The sequence below is a fragment of the Paraburkholderia sp. EB58 genome, from assembly GCF_050436665.1.
Taxonomy (GTDB): domain Bacteria; phylum Pseudomonadota; class Gammaproteobacteria; order Burkholderiales; family Burkholderiaceae; genus Paraburkholderia.
Genome location: NZ_JBNDMQ010000017.1, coordinates 1 through 16,258, shown reverse-complemented (window position 1 = coordinate 16,258; position 16,258 = coordinate 1). Strand labels below are relative to the sequence as shown.

Sequence of the window (16,258 nt, the reverse complement as noted above, 5' to 3'; positions counted from 1 at the left end):
TAATCCTGATTGAAGTCGTCGTCGACGCATCGGCCAACGACGCGCTTTTCTTCGACTTGACTAGATCGTCAGTCCACCGTCGACGACGATGCACTCTCCGTTGGTGTAGCTCGCTGCATCGGACACCAGATAAAGCACGGTGCCCGCCATCTCACGAGGTTCTGCGTGGCGCCGCAGCGGGATCTGCGACACCCAGTTCTGGTAGGTAGCCCGATCTTCGAACAAGGCTCCTGCAAAGCGGGTTTTGGTCAATCCAGGGAGCAGCGCATTCACTCGAATCCCGAGCGGGCCGCACTCCTTCGCGAATGCCCGCGTCATGTTGACGACGGCGGCTTTGGTGATCGAGTAGATGCCCTGCCTGTCGCCGGGCTGCAAGGCATTGACCGAAGCCGTGTTGACGATCGCACCGCCGCCGTGTTCCCGCATCAACTTGCCCGCCTCCACGGACATGAAGAAGTAACCGCGCAGATTGACTTCCACCGTCTTTTCGAAGGAGGTCAGATCAGTATCGAGGATGTGGCCAAAGTACGGATTGGTCGCTGCGTTATTGACGAGGATATCCAGACGGCCATGCCGTGCGCGAATATGCTGGAAGATCGCGAGAATGTCCTCGACACGTCCGACATGGCACGGATGCGCTTCCGCGCTGCCGCCCGCTTCCTTGATTTCGCGTGCCACAGACTCGCAATCTTCCAGCTTGCGGCTCGACACAATTACGTGGGCACCCTGCTCCGCGAGCAGTTTGGCGATCTCCTCACCAATACCGCGGCTCGCTCCCGTCACCAGCGCAATCTTTCCTTGCAGATCAAACAAATTAGTAGTCACAATGAGTCTCCGTATGTCCATGTTCCGGTTTTCTTGCCGGCCTTCTTGCCGGCTTTCAGATCAGGTCAGTGCCCATCTTCGCAAGCACCCCTGCCATCTCCCCCACCTGTCGCGCCTGTTCATTCGATGCATTGCCGCTCAGGGCCCGCTTCTTCACGCCCTGCGCGATCGCGGCGAACCGGAAGAAGCTGAACGCCAGGTAGAAGTTCCAGTTCTCAATCGACGACAGGCCCCGCAGCTCGCAGTACCGTTCGACAATCGATGCCTCATCCGGCACACCCAACGCCTCTCGATTCAGGCCGGCGAGTCCGGCGATATGACCGTCGGGCGGCAGCCGCAAACACATGCAGAAGTTCGCGATATCAGCCAGTGGATTGCCGAGCGTGGACAGCTCCCAGTCGAGCACCGCGCGAACTTGCGGCGCGTCGTGCATGAACATGAGATTGTCGATACGGAAATCGCCATGCACGAGCGAAGGCTTGTCGGCTTCCGTTGGACAGTAGGCAGGCAGCCACTCGATCAGCGACTCCATCGATTCCAGTCCATCGGTCTGCGCGGCGCGATATTGCCGGGTCCAGACGTCGATTTGACGCGCGAAATAGTTGCCCGGTCGGCCGTAGTCCGACAAGCCGACTTCGTCGATATCCACGTCGTGCAGAGCCGCCATCGTGCCGAGCAGTGCGTCGTAGATGGCGCCGCGTCCCTCGACAGGCACCTCGGGCAACGCAGGATTCCAGAAGATTCGCCCGTCTTCGTAGCTCATGACGTAAAACAGGCTGCCGATGACGTCACGGTCCTCGCAAAGGTGATACGCACGGGCGACAGGGACGGGTGTCCGGCCGAGCGCCGATATCACGCGAAACTCACGATCGACGGCATGCGCGGCCTTGAGCAGTTCGCCGGGTGGTTGACGCCTGAGGACGTAGCGCCCGCTCTGCGCGTTCAAAAGGAATGTCGGATTGGATTGTCCGCCGGGAAATTTCTCGACGGACAACGGGCCACGAAACCCGGGCACGTGCGCCGTCAGATAACGTGTGAGATGCTCGATGTCGAATTGAAGGCTGGCGTTCATGATGTATTTGCAGTTGCGATGGCGTCAGCCATAGGTGACGAATTCATGCCGCTCGGCACGCTCGAGATGAGGCACTGAGTTGAAACTGACTAGCGACATTGCGGAATCGTTAAAGACGTACTGGCAAAGACTGCTGTTGCGAATCTGCATGTTGAGTGCAATCGCGCTCGCTGCAGGCGCCTGCAGGACCTGTTGGGCAGTGACCGCGATCGGACCACCCGAACTCACTACCAGAACGCGCCTGCCACCCGTTCGCTGGATTGCCAGGCGCGCACGTTCGACACGCGCCTGGAACTGATGCCATGTCTCAGGTACACGGCCCGGCAAGCGGTCATCGGCCCAGAGCTGCAGCACGTGCCGCAGCCCCTTGTAGAAGTCCCTTTTTGAACTTGTGGCCGACAAACCCTGCGGCAAGCCCTCTTCGCCCAAGGCGGCGAACAATGCCTGGAAATCGTATTCGTTCAAACCCGCGTCTTGCGCGATCTCGACTTGCGGGCCACCCATTGCGGAGAGAATGGCGTCGGCAGTTTGCCGATGCCGCTGCATCGTGCCGATGACCACGCGATCGAACCGCAAGTCCGCCTGCGTGAAATACTCGCCGAGCCAAAGTGATTGGGTACGACCGGTAGGTGATAGCTCGTCATAGTTTTCGGCGCCGAAAGACGCCTGGCCATGCCGTACAAGATAGAGTTCTGCCATGCCATCCTCGTCTCAACATGACTAGCAGAATACCCAGCGCCGCACCATTCAGGAAATTTATTGTTATGATGACTGGCTATAACTTTTCGTGACACCTAGCGCCGGTGCTCTCGGGGGCCGCCGTAGCCGTCAGTAGGCGTCCGTAGGCCCTGGCTATTGGTTCATTTCCCGCATCAGACGGCCAATCTGCTCGCGCAGCCAACGATGCGCCGGGTCCCCGGTCACGCTTCGGTGCCAGTAACAATGGGACTCGAGATCCGCTAGATCGAACGGCAACTCGAGGATTCGCGCGTCATAGCGCTGCAGGAGCACGAGCGGGGCTGTGAGGACGAGATCGGTTCGCATCGCAATCAGCGGGGCGACCAGATAGTGTTGCACCCGCGTCTGAATCGATCGCCTCACGCCCAGCCTGTTCAGTTCCGCATCGACGAGACCCGGTCCCTGCCGACGGCTGGATACGTGGATATGACCGAAACTCAGGTAGTCATCGAGCGTCAGCTTCTTCTTTGTATACGGATGATCGTGGCGCAGCATGCATGCATAGCGGTCGCGGCCGAGCGGCTCCTGCTCGAGGTAGGGGTCGTCAAGCAGCGGCGCGTCGATCGCCAGATTGACCGCACCGCTGGCTAACGCTTCCGGCACGTCTTTACGCGTCGTGAAGTAGCTTTCGATACGGATACCGGGCGCGAGCCGCTGCAGCACCTCCTCCAGCGCGGGCAAAAGGAGCGCCTCTGTGAGATCGGTCATGCTGAGCCGAAAGGTACGCTCGGACGAGGCGGGGTCGAAAAGTCCTCCGACGTGAGTGCTCGAGTCAAGCAACTGCAGCGCTTCGCGAACCCGACCGATGATGTTTTCCGAAACGGGCGTCGGAATCATACCGGCCGAGGTACTCACGAAGAGTTGGTCGTCGAATGTTTTGCGCATGCGGGCCAATGCATTGCTGACAGCAGGCTGAGTGATGAACAGCAACTCCGCTGCCCGCGTCAGATTTCGCGTCCTGTAGACGGCTTCGAAGACAACGAAGAGATTCAGATCGACCTTTGACAGACTCATTTTCAAATTCCGCGACGCCTCTTGAACTGTATTTTCGACTTCTCATGTTCACCCGCACGCGTCGGCGCCGCAAAGATTGCTAAAGCCGCGGCAAATGATGCGCCGCGAGAATCTCCGGCCCAACCGACGTGATGTCCGTGTATCCGCATCATGCCATTGTGCGTGTACGCGACCCATCGATGAAGGAAGCGATTCGCATCTTCGGTGCGTCGCTGCGCGGCGCGTAGCTCTCATTGCACGCCTCGCTCGTTTATGCTACTTTATGCTCGATTATGAACGTTTTCACCAGGCAAGCGAGAAACACTCATGCAACGTACGCGACAGGACGCGGTGGACGGGCTTCTGCCCGAGGAACGCGAGCGGCTCATTCTGGAGCGACTAAGAGCGCAGGGCCGCGTGCTCGCGTCGGAGCTGGCACTCGAACTCAGCACGTCTGAGCACACCGTGCGCCGCCATCTGCGCGATCTCGCGAGTGCCGGCCATTGCAAGCGCGTCTATGGTGGCGCACTGCTCACCTCCCCCGCTGACCAGCCGGCGTCCACGCGGATGCGCGAGGCGGTCGACCGCAAGCAGCGGCTCGCCATCGTTGCGGCGTCGATCGTGCAGCCGAAGCAGATCATCCTGCTCGACGCGGGCTCAACGAACGTCGCGATTGCGCAAGCGCTGCCTGACAACGCCGGCCTCACGGTGATCACGAACTCGCCCGAGGCCTGCTTGCGTTTGCTGGATCGGCCGGGGTTCGAGGTCATTCTGGTCGGCGGTCGCGTCGGCAAACATGTCGCTGGCGCGGTGGGGGCGACTGCATTGCTGCAGATCCAGCAGATCAAGGCGGATATATGCTTCCTGGGCGCGTGCGCCCTCGATCCCATCGAAGGGGTGGCGGCGTTCGACGCGGAAGATGCCGAACTCAAGCGTGCCATGGTGAAAGCGAGCGGTCTGGTCGCCATTGCCATGACATCCGAAAAGCTGATGACCGCGGCGCCGTACGCAATCGCGCCTGCATCGGATGTCGACTATCTGATTGTCGAGGCAGACCTCCGCGCCGAAGGACGACGCGAGCTTGAAAAGGTCTGCGGTAGTGTCATGGTGGCCACGTCATGAAGCCCATCAAGGAACGTATTGCGACCCTCGCGGTGTTCATGGCCAATGGCTTTGGGATTGGCGCATGGGCGGTCGAGGTGCCGCGCATCAAGGAACACCTTTCGCTGAGCGACACCTCGCTGGGTATCGCTCTGTTTGCGTTTGCGCTAGGCGCCGTCGTCGCGATGCCGTTTGCCGGACGCCTCGCTCCCCGGCTTGGCAGCGGACGGGCAACGGCACTGCTGGGCGCGGCGTTTGTGGTCGCACTGCCGCTGCCTGCGCTGGCGCCGAGCTTTCCGCTGCTGTGCGCCGTGCTTCTATTGCTGGGCGCGGCAAACGGCGCGCTGGATGTCTCGATGAACGGCCACGCCAGTACCATCGAAAGCGCGTGGCAAGCGCCGATCATGTCTTCGTTCCATGCCGCATGGAGCGCGGGCGGCCTGCTCGGCGCCACAACCGGCGCGATGATCCAGAAAAACGGCATGGGTGTGATCGCCGGTCTGGCGTTGCCGGATGTTTTGATCGGAGTACTGATCCTTTCTGCCGCCGGTCTCGCGCTTCGCGATCTTGGACCGCGTGCGAAGCCAGGTGGCGGCGGCTTTGCGCTGCCAAGCGCGGGCGTCATGAAGCTTGCGGCGCTCGCGTTCCTTTGCATGATGATGGAAGGCGCAGTGGCCAACTGGAGCGCGGTGTTCCTGCGCACCGTTCTGACTGGCGAGGCGAGCGTTGCGGCAGTTGGCTATTCCGCGTTCGCGTTTTCGATGGCAGCGTGTCGCATCATCGGCGACGTGTCCGTGCGCCGGCTGGGTTCCGGCACCGTCGTGGCACTGGGCGGTTTCGTCGCGGCGAGCGGCCTTGCTCTGGTGCTGGGCTTTCCGAGCGCGTTCACCGCCTGCGTAGGATTTGCGCTCGTCGGCCTCGGTCTGGCCAACATCGTCCCGGTGATCTTCAGTGCAGCGGGCCGCTCGACTGCGACGCCCGCCGTAGGTGTCTCCATGGCTGCCACGGCAGGCTACGCAGGCTTTCTGGTGGGACCGCCTTTGATCGGATTCGGCGCAGGGCTGCTGGGGCTGCGACTGGCGTTGTGCGTGCTGGTGGTGGCAGCGTTGATCGTCTGCGCGTTTGGTGGGCAGGCAGTGCGCGGCGCGAGTCGTCTGGGTGGCGCGAAGGTGGCGGTGGAGTGAGGGACGGTCAGTGAGACGATACGTAGTCTGACTTCGTATGTGCAGGCGGGATCGCAAAGCTCTCGCGCATGCGCTTCGTCTCTGCGGCCGGTGTCAGCCCAAAAAGCCGTTTGAACTCGCGGTTGAACTGCGAGGGACTCGCATAGCCCACGGCATGACTTGCCGCCTCTGCCGTTATGCCTTGGCGCACCATGAGCAGACGGGCCTGATGCAGGCGCGTGGATTTCACGTACTGCATGGGCGACGAACGCGTGATGGCCTTGAAATGGCTATGGAACGTGGGCACGCTCATGCCGGCCTCGCTAGCCAGTTGCGAAAGATCGAGCGACTGCGCGTATGTGGCGTGGATCCGCCGCAACGCCTTTCCGATCTTGCCAAACTGTCCCTGCATCGCCAAAGCCGCACGCATGGCATTGCCCTGCGCGCCCGTCAGCACGCGGAAATAGAGTTCCCGCACCAGCGCCGGGCCAAGGATGGCAGCATCGAGAGGCTCGTTCAGCGCCTCCAGGAAGCGCAGCACGGACTCTCGCAGCAAGGGATCCATGGGGCTGGACATCATGCTTTGCGGTGCGTCATCGTGCGCCGGCATGCCATTGCGATCGAGCCGGATCAGCAAGTCAGCCACCACCTGGAAATCAAGGTGCATGTAGATGGCCAGCAAAGGGCGTTCTGGCGTCGCGTCCGTTTCCATCGTGAAAGGCACCGGCACCGACACCGCGAGGTAGTGTTGCTCGTCGTACAGATAGACCTGCTCGCCGAAATATCCTCGCTTGCGTCCCTGGCAGACAATCACGATGCCCGGATCATACAAGACCGGAACGCGGGATAACGTCCGGTCAGAACGCAAAACGCGCACATCAGGCACCGCCGTGAGGTTGTATCCCTCCTCTGGTGCTAACGTCCGGAGTAATCCTGCCATTCGCTGCTGATGGGTCCTGGAAGGCTGTTGGCCGCGCTCAGTCGTTCCCACGGAGTTTCTCCTGTGTCATAGGAATAGGCAATAACGCCAGAATATAAGACCTGAAAATCGGCTACGCAAAGGAATACCATGAAGTTCTCTTGTGCTTCTTAGGAGCGGTATTCATGTCATCCAACAAGACGTTGCTCATTACTGGCGTCAGCAGTGGTTTCGGCCGGGCGTTGGCCCAGGAGGCGGTCGCGGCTGGTCATCGCGTAGTCGGCACAGTGCGAAGCGGGCAGGCACGACGCGACTTCGAAGCACTGGCTCCGCAGAGGGTTAGCGCCTGGATACTCGACGTAACCGACTTCGCGGCCATTGATGGCGTTGTTGAGCAGATCGAAGCGACTGTCGGACCGGTGGACGTGCTCGTCAACAACGCCGGATATGGTCACGAAGGCGTGATGGAGGAGTCCCCGCTGGCTGAAATGCGCCGGCAGTTCGACGTGAACGTGTTCGGCGCCGTCGCCATGATGAAAGCCGTACTGCCCTACATGCGCGAACGCCGGCGTGGACATATTCTTAACATTACGTCGATGGGCGGCTTCATCACCATGCCGGGCATCGCGTATTACTGTGGTAGCAAGTTCGCGCTGGAAGGCATTTCCGAGGTACTCGGCAAGGAGGTCAAGCCGTTCGGCATCGCCGTGACCGCTGTTGCGCCGGGTTCGTTCCGCACGGACTGGGCCGGACGCTCGATGACCCGGACGCCCCGCTCGATCGCGGACTATGACGCCCTGTTCGACCCGATCCGGCACGCGCGCGAGAAGAAAAGCGGCAAGCAGCTCGGGGATCCTGCGAAGGCCGCGCGCGCCATGTTAGCGGTCATCGCCAGCGACGCGCCACCGGCCCACCTGATCCTTGGCAGTGACGCACTGGGTCTGGTGCGAACGAAACTGTCTGAGCTCGCCGATGAAATCACGACGTGGGAGGCGATCACCCGGTCGACGGACGGTTGAATGTCAGTGTGCGCAGTCAGACGCGCAATGCCATCGCCGGCCGAATCGTAAATCCTGGAGTGTCAACGGCTTGAACGGCACCGCGTGGATTGCCCACCGGCTCACAGCGTCATGCTGTCCGCGCCGACGCCCAGACGACGTTGCAGGCGCCTGACCAGTGCCGACATTGCCGTGCATGCACAGAAATAGCATGCGCCGGCGAACAGGATCAGCTCGACCGTCGTGCCGTCCCGCGCGCCGACGTTCGATGCGATCGTGAAGAAGTCGCCGAGTCCGATGACATAGACGAGCGACGTGTCCTGGAAGAGGATGATGGCCTGTGTCAGCAGTAGCGGCACCACCGCCCGTATCGCCTGCGGCAGCACGATCAGCAACATGCCCTGCAGTGGCGTCATGCCGAGCGCCAATGCAGCCTGAGTCTGTCCCGCCGGTACGCTATTGATACCTGCACGAATGATCTCCGCATAGTAGGCGGCCTCGAACAGCGAGAAGGCGATCAGCGCCGACACGCGACGAATGTCGGTGCTCGCGGGAAGATGCAACAACGCCTGCAGGAGTTGCGGTGCGACCAGAAAGAAGCCGAGCAGCACCACGATCAATGGCACTGCACGAAAGGCCGTGACGTAGCCCCGGGCGAACGCCGCGAGCGGTCGCGAACGGGACAGGCGGCACAAGGTCAGCAGAATCCCGAGACAAAACCCTGCAATGAGCGCAACCGCCGTGATTTCCAGCGTGATATGCAGCCCCCGGCTGAGCTCGGGCAAGTCCTTCGGGATGACTGACCAGTGGAAGCGATACGACATCATCGGCCACCCGAACCCAAGGGTAGCCGAACCGACCGCTCGATGCGCCGCCCCACGAACATGATGATGCCGGTCAGCAGCGCATAACCCGCGATGATCGCGATGAAAGACTCGTAGGCCTGGGACGTGTAGTCGATCATGCGCTGCGCCTGTGCGGTCAGTTCGAGCACGCCGATCGTGGAGGCCACTGAGGAGTTCTTGACGATGTTGAGGAATTCGGACGTCAGTGGCGGAACGAGATTGCGCGCGGCCACCGGCAACAGCACATAGCGGTAGGTCTGGAACCGGCTGAGCCCGAGCGACAGCCCCGCGGCCCGCTGCCCGGCCGGCAGCGCCTGCAAGCCCGCGCGGACCTGTTCACACACCCGCGCCGAGGTGAACAGGCCGAGGCAGATGACGGACGCCAGCGCACCGGATTCGGTGGGCGGCAAATGCTTTATCGCGCTACCGAGCCGGCCTGGCAGCAGTTCGGGGACCGCCCAGAACCACAGGAAGAACTGCACGATCAGCGGAATATTTCGAAACACCGCGACGTAGGTGGCCGAACACCAGTACAGCCACCTGCCGGGCAAGGTCCGCACGATACCCATCGCCGTGCCGACCGCCAGCGCGATGATCCAGCCCGCGAGCGCGATGCCGACGGTCGTTTCCAGGCCGGCGGCGATCCAGCCGAGGTAGGTGGTTGGCTCCCCGGTCCCGACAGGCTGGACGAAGACCGTCCACTCCCAACGATAGCTCATGCCCGCTCCACGTCATGACGGCCGCAATGACCGGCCGATCCGGCCGCGCACCCGGCTCAGCTCAGGTCAGCTCAGCGGCTTGTCGTTGGGAGCCTTGAAGAGCGTCTTCAGATCATCGCTCTCCGGCAGATGGAGGTTGAGTCCGTTCGGCGGAATCGGGCCGTCGAACCACTTTTTGTAGAACGCATCGGCCTGGCCCGACGTTTGCAGCCGTGCGACGGCATCGTCCACCACCTGCTTGAAGTCCGGATCGTCCTTGCGGAACATGCAGCCGTATGCCTCCTTCGATTGAGGCTTGCCGACGATCACGTAGTCGGCGGCATCAGGGGACTTCGCCCGTTCGCCCGCGAGCATCGCATCGTCGAGCATGAAGGCGTCGGCGCGTCCCGTCGACAGCGAGAGGAACGATTCCGCCACGTCCTTCTGCGTCGTGATCGTCATGCCCAGGTGCTGCTCGGTATTGAGCTTATGCAGGATCGGCTCGGAGGTGGAGCCGGCGTTGGTGACGACCGTGCGCCCCTTGAGATCGGCAAAGTCCTTGATGCCCGAATCCTTCTTCGTCAGGAGGCGCGTGCCGATGACGAAAATCGTATCGGAAAAGGCCACCTGCTTCTGCCGCTCCGCATTGTTGGTCGTGGTAGTGCATTCGATATCGATCGTGCCATTCTGCAGCAGCGGAATGCGGTTCTGCGGCGTGATCGCAACCGTGCGCACGGTGAGGTTCGGCAGATTCAGCTTCTTCTTGATCCCGTCGACGATCGCCAGCGCGACGTCCTGCGAATAGCCGAGGGGCTTCTGCTGGTCGTCGTAGTACGAGAATGGCACCACCGCAGGGCGGACGCCAAGGACGACCGTCCCGCTCTCCTTGATTTTCTGTAGCGTGCCGGCGCTCTGCGCATGGGCGGATCCCGCTCCCACCCACGTGGCGGCGAGCAGCAATCGAAGCATTTTTTTTCCAGGCGTAATCATGGTCTCGAGACGGATGGTTTCGTGTGGACTAAGGTTCGATCAGGCTCAGCACCCGGTTGACGCACAGCGCGCGCCATCGCGAGCCTCTGCTGCTTCGGGCAGAGGCAGCATGACCTGCAATGTACCCTATTCTTTTTTCAGTTGCTGGTTTGCCACGGCGTCAACCGCTTCTGCAATCGTCGCAAGCCGATTTCGGACTGCGCGGTTGAACTGGCGGTAGACAGCACCGCACCGCTGCGCATATGCATATAGCAATTGCTTCTATAGGGGCGGACGTCCTTACGCCGGCTCACCGGAGGGCCGCTACATCAAATGGCGCACCATCAGCGATGCTGACCAAAGCGTCGTCGAAGACGTCCAGCGCATTGCAGCGCATCCGCTCGTACCCGCAAACATTCCCATTTATGGCTTTATTTACGACGTCCGACCGGCTGCCTGATGGAAGTGCCCGGTGCGAAACGCGGCGTCTGAATGAGCGCGGGCTCATCCAGTTCGCGCAAAATCATTTAGATGACGTTCAGCTGGCAATCGGCGTTTAACCGCAACGTGTTCCGTGCCGCTTTGACGATTTGCGCAATCCAGGCATTGCAATCGCCATTTGCGTTGGAGATTGCGTAAAACTCCAGGGCCAGGTCGTCGACGAGTCCAATTGGACGCAAATCGTATTGCCGCGACAAGTCTTCCTCGAGGACGTCCGGGGCAGCGAATACGCCTCTGCCTCCCTCTCCAAACGAGATCATTAGAGCCCAGTCATTGAACTCACCCACGATGCGCGGACTTACCTGCTTGTGGCGCAGCCACTTCTGCAGACCATCACCGACGGGGCTTTCCGGTCCCGGCATCAGTAGGGGCATCCCTTCCAGACACTGCGGAAACGGTGCGGTTGCTGTTTCTCTCACGCTTCGAGCGGCAAACATGGCCAGGCTCGATGACCCCAGCCGATGGTTCACGGCGTGTTCGTTTGCTCCGGCTGGCGCCGGCGCGTTGGCAAGCACGAGGTCGAGGTTTCGCATATCCAGTTCTGCCAACAGTGTTGCCAGATCACCTGTACGTCCGACGATGCGCGTCGACGCGGCAGCAGGCTCGAGGAGACGCCATGCGATCGGCGTCGGCATCGATTGATCAATGCCAACTCTGAACTCAGCCGGTGGGGATGATGACGTTCCACCTTTGAGCGAAGCCTCGAGCCGATGGCCCAGTTCGAAGATCTGCGCTGCGTAGCCGACAGCGACCTTGCCCGCCTCGGTCAGGCGGACAGTTCGCCCGTCGCGCTCGAAGAGGCGTCGACCCAATCGCTCTTCGAGCCTCTTTATCTGGCTGCTTAGCGTCTGTGGCGTGATATGCAAGAGAGCGCTTGCACGAAGAACACCGCCCGTATTCGCGGTCATCCAGAAGTAGTACAGGTGCTTGAAATTCACTTTCGCGACCCTCCCCCCGCTAGTCAAGAAGTGAGCTTCTGTCACGAAACAGTCCGTCAATTGGGCCTCGATGATCGACAGATAACCTTACTTTCTCGATCTCCCGAATGTGGCTCTCCATCTCCGATACCCGACCAGCCGACCCGGTACCGAGAAGCCTGATTCGCCCCAAAATTCCCATAGGTATCCAAAAGAAATCCATGATTCACGCTCCTGCACACAACCGTTGTTTGATCCGCGGCGCCTCGCGTCCATGACGAAGGCGGCCTCGATGTCAGGTCATGCTAAGGCTCGAGAATGAGGGGAAACTTAGGTCTTAGGTGGCAGGGGGTGAACCGGCCACCCTTCGGCTTTTTTCAACCGGTGAACGAAAAATTCGAATAGTCGCGACCGGCTTGGTTCGTTAGATTGAACTCGCTTCCCTTACAAACTGCCAACAGGAGAGTGCGATGGAAATCACCATTCAGACGTCAGGTCACCGTTTGTCGGCCACTGCCGCCAGCAACATGCGCAAGCACATACAGCAGCGCATTGAAGAAGTATTTGGGCGCATACGGCAACGGATTACCCGAGTCACGGTACACCTTTCTGATGCGGACGGCCCCGGTGACAAGCACTGTGTCATGCGAGTGAGTCTGCCCGGCGCAACTGCACTGGTGCAGGGCAGTGACCGCAACCCATTCGCGCTGATCAACCGGGTCTCCGCGAGTGCGGCGGCTATTGCGATCAGGCGTTTGAAGCCAAAGCGGAGCACGGCGACGATACGCAAGCTCGCCGCGACGCATGACGACGAAGCGATGCGGTCCGAAACGTAGCAGCAGGCCTGATCGCGAAGGCGTCGCGCTCGACGACGCAAGGCACAGAGAAGCGCCGATCACGCTTCTCTGTGGCACTCTGGCCTGATGTGCGGCCTGAACGGGTCAATACGCCCACCAGCCCGGTCCCCACATGCTCCAGTTCCAGGCCGCGTTTTCATTCATTTCGGCGGTCATCCGTTGCTGATCGATGAAATTCTGCTGGAGCTGCTCGCGTTTGTAGTTGTCCCACGCGGCTTCGTCGCCGATATACAGGCAGCCGCACGCATAAGGGTCCGCGTAGACGAATATGACCTTACCGTCCTTGACTTTCTGGACGACCCGATTGGGCGGCAAGGTCTGCAACGCCAGGCGTTGTTGGTCTGTGGTCACCGGGACGATATGGAAGCCTGCTGCGGACAGCAGATCATTTTTCTCATTGGCTCGCTCCACGGGTGTAGCGCAAGCTGTTATCAGCACACTCATGCTCACTGCAGTCAGAATAGCGGCCCACCTGCGCATCATAATTCTCCCTTGTCGTGACATCGGAACTGACGCGCACATTACGCAGTGAGAATTAGCCGAAAATTACGCTTGCGAGCGCGCCCTGCTGATATCACGCGCCGCTCGAAATGCCGCTCGCCCAGGATTAAACGATAGTTCGGGTCCGTTCCATCACTCGACTCCCTCGAAATCCAGCCGCTCGGCCCCGTCATTCATACCGATACACCCCCCAGCCGCTTTTTCGCCCAAGACGCCCGGCCGCGACCAGTTCGCGCAGCAGCGGGCAAGCCCGATACTTCGAATCGCCGAAGTCCCTCAGGAACACGTCCGTCACGGAAAGAAGGACATCCAGTCCGATCAGGTCTGCCAGTGCGAGCGGGCCAATGGGATGACTTGCACCTAGCCGCATTCCAGCATCGATTTCTTCTGCCGTCGCGGCGCCTTCATACAGCAGGAAGAATGCTTCGTTGATCATCGGCACGAGAATCCGGTTGACCACGAATCCGGGTGAATTCTTGACGCTGATCGGCGACTTGTCGAGCCGTACCGTCAGTTCACGAACCAGTTCGACAGTCGCGGCACGGGTTTGTAAGCCGCTGATGATTTCAACCAGCGGCATCAGCGGCACCGGATTGAAGAAATGCATGCCGACAAAGCGCGATGGATCAGCGAGGTTCGCGCCGAGCGCCGTGATCGAGATCGACGAGGTGTTCGACGCGATGATGGCATCGGGTCGCACCACAGACTCAATCTGCTGCAGGATACGCACCTTCAGATCGAGGTTTTCTGTGGCCGCTTCGACCACGAAATCGGCGACAGCGAGGCGCTGATAGTCAGTGGACGTTTCGATGAGAGCGAGCGCCGCGTCGCGCGTAGCCGCCTCCAGTTTGCCTTTTGCCACAAGCCGCTCAAGGCTGGCTGTCATTGCGTTGACGCCTTTGACCAGCGCGGCGTCGGTAACGTCGATCAAAACGACTTTAAGTCCTGCAACGGCCGCGGCCTGCGCGATTCCATTGCCCATCGTGCCTGCGCCGACGACGCCTAACGTTTCGATTGTCATGATTGGTCGATTTGCCTGTTGCTGCGTAGCACGTCTACTGGAGATTCTCGAAGATGGCAGCAATGCCTTGGCCTCCGCCAATACACATCGTCACGAGCGCGTAGCGGCCACCGATTCGCTGCAGTTCATACAGTGCCTTCACGGTAATCACCGCGCCAGTCGCGCCGATTGGGTGACCGAGCGAGATGCCGGATCCGTTCGGATTGACCTTCGCCGGATCGAGCCCGAGTTCACGCGTGACCGCGCAGGCCTGCGCGGCAAACGCTTCGTTGGCCTCGATGACGTCCAGTTGGCTCGGATCGATGCCCGCGCGCTCGAGCGCCTTTTGTGTTGCCGGCACAGGGCCGATGCCCATATAGGCCGGATCGACCCCCGCATGCGCATACGAAACGAGCCGGGCAAGCGGCTTGACGCCTCGAGCGCGCGCGGCGTCCCGGCTCATCAGCAACACGGCGGCGGCCGCGTCATTAATACCGGAAGCGTTACCCGCCGTCACTGTTCCGTTATCCTTCACAAACACAGGCTTGAGCTTCGAGAAGTCGTCGAGGCTCGCGTCGAGGCGCACGTGCTCGTCCGTATCGAACGCGACCTCGCCTTTCCTCGTGCGCACCGCTATGGGCACGATCTGCTCGCGGAAATAGCCCTCCGCAATTGCGCGCGCGGCACGGCGATGCGATTCAAGTGCGAGCGCGTCCTGATCGTCGCGCGTGATGCCGTACTTACGAGCGACGTTCTCGGCCGTCACGCCCATGTGAATCGAGTGGAACGGGTCGTGCAGTGCGCCCAGCATCATGTCGACAAGCTTCGCGTCGCCCATGCGCTGTCCAAAACGCGCCGACGGCACGCTGTATGGCACGCGGCTCATGTTCTCCGCACCGCCGCCGATCGCGACGTCGGCGTCGCCGAGCAGAATCGTTTGCGCGGCCGACACGATCGCCTGCAGGCCAGATCCGCACAAGCGGTTCACCGTTAGCGCGGGCGTATGCTGTGCGACGCCGCCTTCGATAGCCGCGACGCGCGCGAGGTACATATCCTTCGGCTCGGTGTGCACGACGTTGCCGAACACGACGTGACCGACCGCGTCGCCGTCCACATTCGCGCGTGCCAGCACCTCACGCACGACTCGCGCGCCGAGCTCGGTCGGCGCAATGTCCTTCAGGGCACCGCCGAAATCGCCAATCGCGGTCCGCACACCGCTCACCACCACCACTTCATTCGTTGTACTGTTCATCGTATTGCTCATCGTGTGGCTCCTGTTCGTCGGCGCACGGGTGCGCCCTTGGATTACATGTTCGGATAGTTCGGCCCGCCACCGCCCTCAGGCGTCACCCACACGATGTTCTGCGTCGGGTCCTTGATGTCGCAGGTCTTGCAGTGCACGCAGTTCTGCGCGTTGATCACCAGCCGCTCGCTGCCGTCGTCGTTCTTCACGAACTCGTACACGGCCGCCGGGCAATAGCGCGATTCCGGTCCCGCATAGGTGTGCAGGTTGACGTTCACCGGCACGCTCGCATCCTTGAGCGTCAGGTGCGCCGGCTGGTTCTCCTCGTGGTTGGTGTTTGAGATGAACACCGAGGACAGACGGTCGAACGTCAGCTTGCCGTCGGGCTTCGGATAGACGATCGGCTTGCACTGTGAGGCCGGCTTCAGCGTCTCGTGGTCCGAATGCTGGTGGTGCAGCGTCCAGGGCACATTGCCGCCCAGCAGCTTCTGCTCCAGACCCACCATCAGCGTGCCCAGGTAGAGGCCCTTGCTCATCCACTGCTTGAAGTTGCGCGCACGGTACAGCTCGTTGTGCAGCCAGGAGGTCCTGAATGCCTCCGGGTAGGCCGCCAGCTCGTCCGAGTGACGCCCAGCCTGCACCGCATCGAACGCGGCCTCGGCGGCCAGCATGCCGGTCTTGATCGCGGCGTGGGAACCCTTGATGCGCGAGGCGTTCAGGAAGCCGGCATCGTCGCCGACCAGCGCGCCGCCCGGGAACACGAGCTTGGGCAGCGACATCAGGCCGCCCGCGGTAATGGCCCGTGCGCCGTACGAGACGCGCCTGCCGCCTTCGAGGAACGCGCGGATCGACGGATGCGTCTTGTAGCGCTGGAATTCCTCGAACGGCGAGAGGTACGGGTTGGAATAGCCGAGACCC

The 16,258-nt window shown here is 61.2% G+C and carries 17 protein-coding genes; 4 read left to right on the top strand and 13 right to left on the bottom strand.

What is annotated here, in order from left to right:
* Nucleotides 1–60: 60 nt before the first annotated feature.
* The 4 genes from P3T40_RS23810 to P3T40_RS23795 all read right to left on the bottom strand — a co-directional run bounded on the left by P3T40_RS23810 (nt 61) and on the right by P3T40_RS23795 (nt 3,649).
* Nucleotides 61–825 (bottom strand): SDR family oxidoreductase, encoded by a 765-nt coding sequence (locus P3T40_RS23810; protein ID WP_429270162.1) that lies wholly within the window; start codon nt 823–825, stop codon nt 61–63.
* Between the two features lie 55 nt (nt 826–880).
* Nucleotides 881–1,897 (bottom strand): phosphotransferase, encoded by a 1,017-nt coding sequence (locus tag P3T40_RS23805; protein WP_429270161.1) that lies wholly within the window; start codon nt 1,895–1,897, stop codon nt 881–883.
* A 24-nt stretch (nt 1,898–1,921) separates the two neighbouring features.
* On the bottom strand, nt 1,922–2,596 hold the full coding sequence (locus tag P3T40_RS23800) for a histidine phosphatase family protein (RefSeq protein ID WP_429270160.1): 675 nt from the start codon (nt 2,594–2,596) through the stop codon (nt 1,922–1,924).
* A gap of 153 nt (nt 2,597–2,749) precedes the next feature.
* Nucleotides 2,750–3,649 (bottom strand): LysR family transcriptional regulator, encoded by a 900-nt coding sequence (locus tag P3T40_RS23795; RefSeq protein ID WP_429270159.1) that lies wholly within the window; start codon nt 3,647–3,649, stop codon nt 2,750–2,752.
* Nucleotides 3,650–3,955: 306 nt separating this feature from the next.
* Here P3T40_RS23795 and P3T40_RS23790 point away from each other — a divergent pair, with 306 nt between their 5' ends.
* Both P3T40_RS23790 and P3T40_RS23785 read left to right on the top strand, forming a co-directional pair.
* The gene (locus P3T40_RS23790; protein ID WP_429270158.1) at nt 3,956–4,750 is read left to right on the top strand and encodes a DeoR/GlpR family DNA-binding transcription regulator; all 795 of its coding nucleotides are present in this window, start codon (nt 3,956–3,958) and stop codon (nt 4,748–4,750) included.
* A complete protein-coding gene (locus P3T40_RS23785; protein ID WP_429270157.1) occupies nt 4,747–5,913 on the top strand; it encodes an MFS transporter in 1,167 nt (388 codons plus the stop codon). Before P3T40_RS23790 ends, P3T40_RS23785 begins: the two co-directional genes overlap by 4 nt.
* Before the next feature lie 7 nt (nt 5,914–5,920).
* Here the strand turns inward: P3T40_RS23785 and P3T40_RS23780 are convergent, their stop codons facing one another.
* A complete protein-coding gene (locus P3T40_RS23780) occupies nt 5,921–6,832 on the bottom strand; it encodes an AraC family transcriptional regulator (RefSeq protein ID WP_429270156.1) in 912 nt (303 codons plus the stop codon).
* A 164-nt stretch (nt 6,833–6,996) separates the two neighbouring features.
* Here P3T40_RS23780 and P3T40_RS23775 point away from each other — a divergent pair, with 164 nt between their 5' ends.
* Nucleotides 6,997–7,830 carry an oxidoreductase gene (locus tag P3T40_RS23775; protein WP_429270155.1) on the top strand — a complete coding sequence of 278 codons (834 nt, stop codon included), beginning with the start codon at nt 6,997–6,999 and terminating at the stop codon, nt 7,828–7,830.
* Nucleotides 7,831–7,931: 101 nt separating this feature from the next.
* On the opposite strand, the gene P3T40_RS23770 is transcribed toward P3T40_RS23775, so the two are convergent.
* The 4 genes from P3T40_RS23770 to P3T40_RS23755 form a co-directional block, all read right to left on the bottom strand.
* Nucleotides 7,932–8,633 carry an ABC transporter permease subunit gene (locus tag P3T40_RS23770; protein WP_429270154.1) on the bottom strand — a complete coding sequence of 234 codons (702 nt, stop codon included), beginning with the start codon at nt 8,631–8,633 and terminating at the stop codon, nt 7,932–7,934.
* Nucleotides 8,633–9,373: an amino acid ABC transporter permease gene (locus P3T40_RS23765; RefSeq protein ID WP_429270153.1), complete on the bottom strand. Its 741-nt coding sequence runs from the start codon at nt 9,371–9,373 to the stop codon at nt 8,633–8,635. The genes P3T40_RS23770 and P3T40_RS23765 overlap by 1 nt, the downstream gene beginning before the upstream one ends.
* Nucleotides 9,374–9,439: 66 nt before the next feature.
* The gene (locus P3T40_RS23760; protein ID WP_429270152.1) at nt 9,440–10,321 is read right to left on the bottom strand and encodes a glutamate/aspartate ABC transporter substrate-binding protein; all 882 of its coding nucleotides are present in this window, start codon (nt 10,319–10,321) and stop codon (nt 9,440–9,442) included.
* A gap of 527 nt (nt 10,322–10,848) precedes the next feature.
* Entirely contained in the window at nt 10,849–11,820 is a 972-nt protein-coding gene (locus P3T40_RS23755) for a LysR family transcriptional regulator (protein WP_429270151.1), read from the bottom strand.
* Nucleotides 11,821–12,209: 389 nt separating this feature from the next.
* On the opposite strand from P3T40_RS23755, the gene P3T40_RS23750 reads away from it, so the two are divergent.
* Nucleotides 12,210–12,575: a hypothetical protein gene (locus P3T40_RS23750; protein WP_429270150.1), complete on the top strand. Its 366-nt coding sequence runs from the start codon at nt 12,210–12,212 to the stop codon at nt 12,573–12,575.
* Between the two features lie 105 nt (nt 12,576–12,680).
* Here the strand turns inward: P3T40_RS23750 and P3T40_RS23745 are convergent, their stop codons facing one another.
* The 4 genes from P3T40_RS23745 to P3T40_RS23730 all read right to left on the bottom strand — a co-directional run.
* Nucleotides 12,681–13,040, bottom strand: a complete 360-nt coding sequence (locus tag P3T40_RS23745; protein WP_429270149.1) for a hypothetical protein — start codon at nt 13,038–13,040, stop codon at nt 12,681–12,683.
* Nucleotides 13,041–13,266: 226 nt separating this feature from the next.
* Nucleotides 13,267–14,118 carry a 3-hydroxybutyryl-CoA dehydrogenase gene (locus P3T40_RS23740; protein WP_429270148.1) on the bottom strand — a complete coding sequence of 284 codons (852 nt, stop codon included), beginning with the start codon at nt 14,116–14,118 and terminating at the stop codon, nt 13,267–13,269.
* 34 nt (nt 14,119–14,152) lie between these two features.
* Nucleotides 14,153–15,349: a beta-ketothiolase BktB gene (gene bktB / locus P3T40_RS23735; protein ID WP_429270300.1), complete on the bottom strand. Its 1,197-nt coding sequence runs from the start codon at nt 15,347–15,349 to the stop codon at nt 14,153–14,155.
* Nucleotides 15,350–15,402: 53 nt separating this feature from the next.
* Nucleotides 15,403–16,258, bottom strand: an 856-nt coding sequence (locus tag P3T40_RS23730) for an electron transfer flavoprotein-ubiquinone oxidoreductase (RefSeq protein WP_429270147.1), incomplete at its 5' end; no start/stop codon positions are given.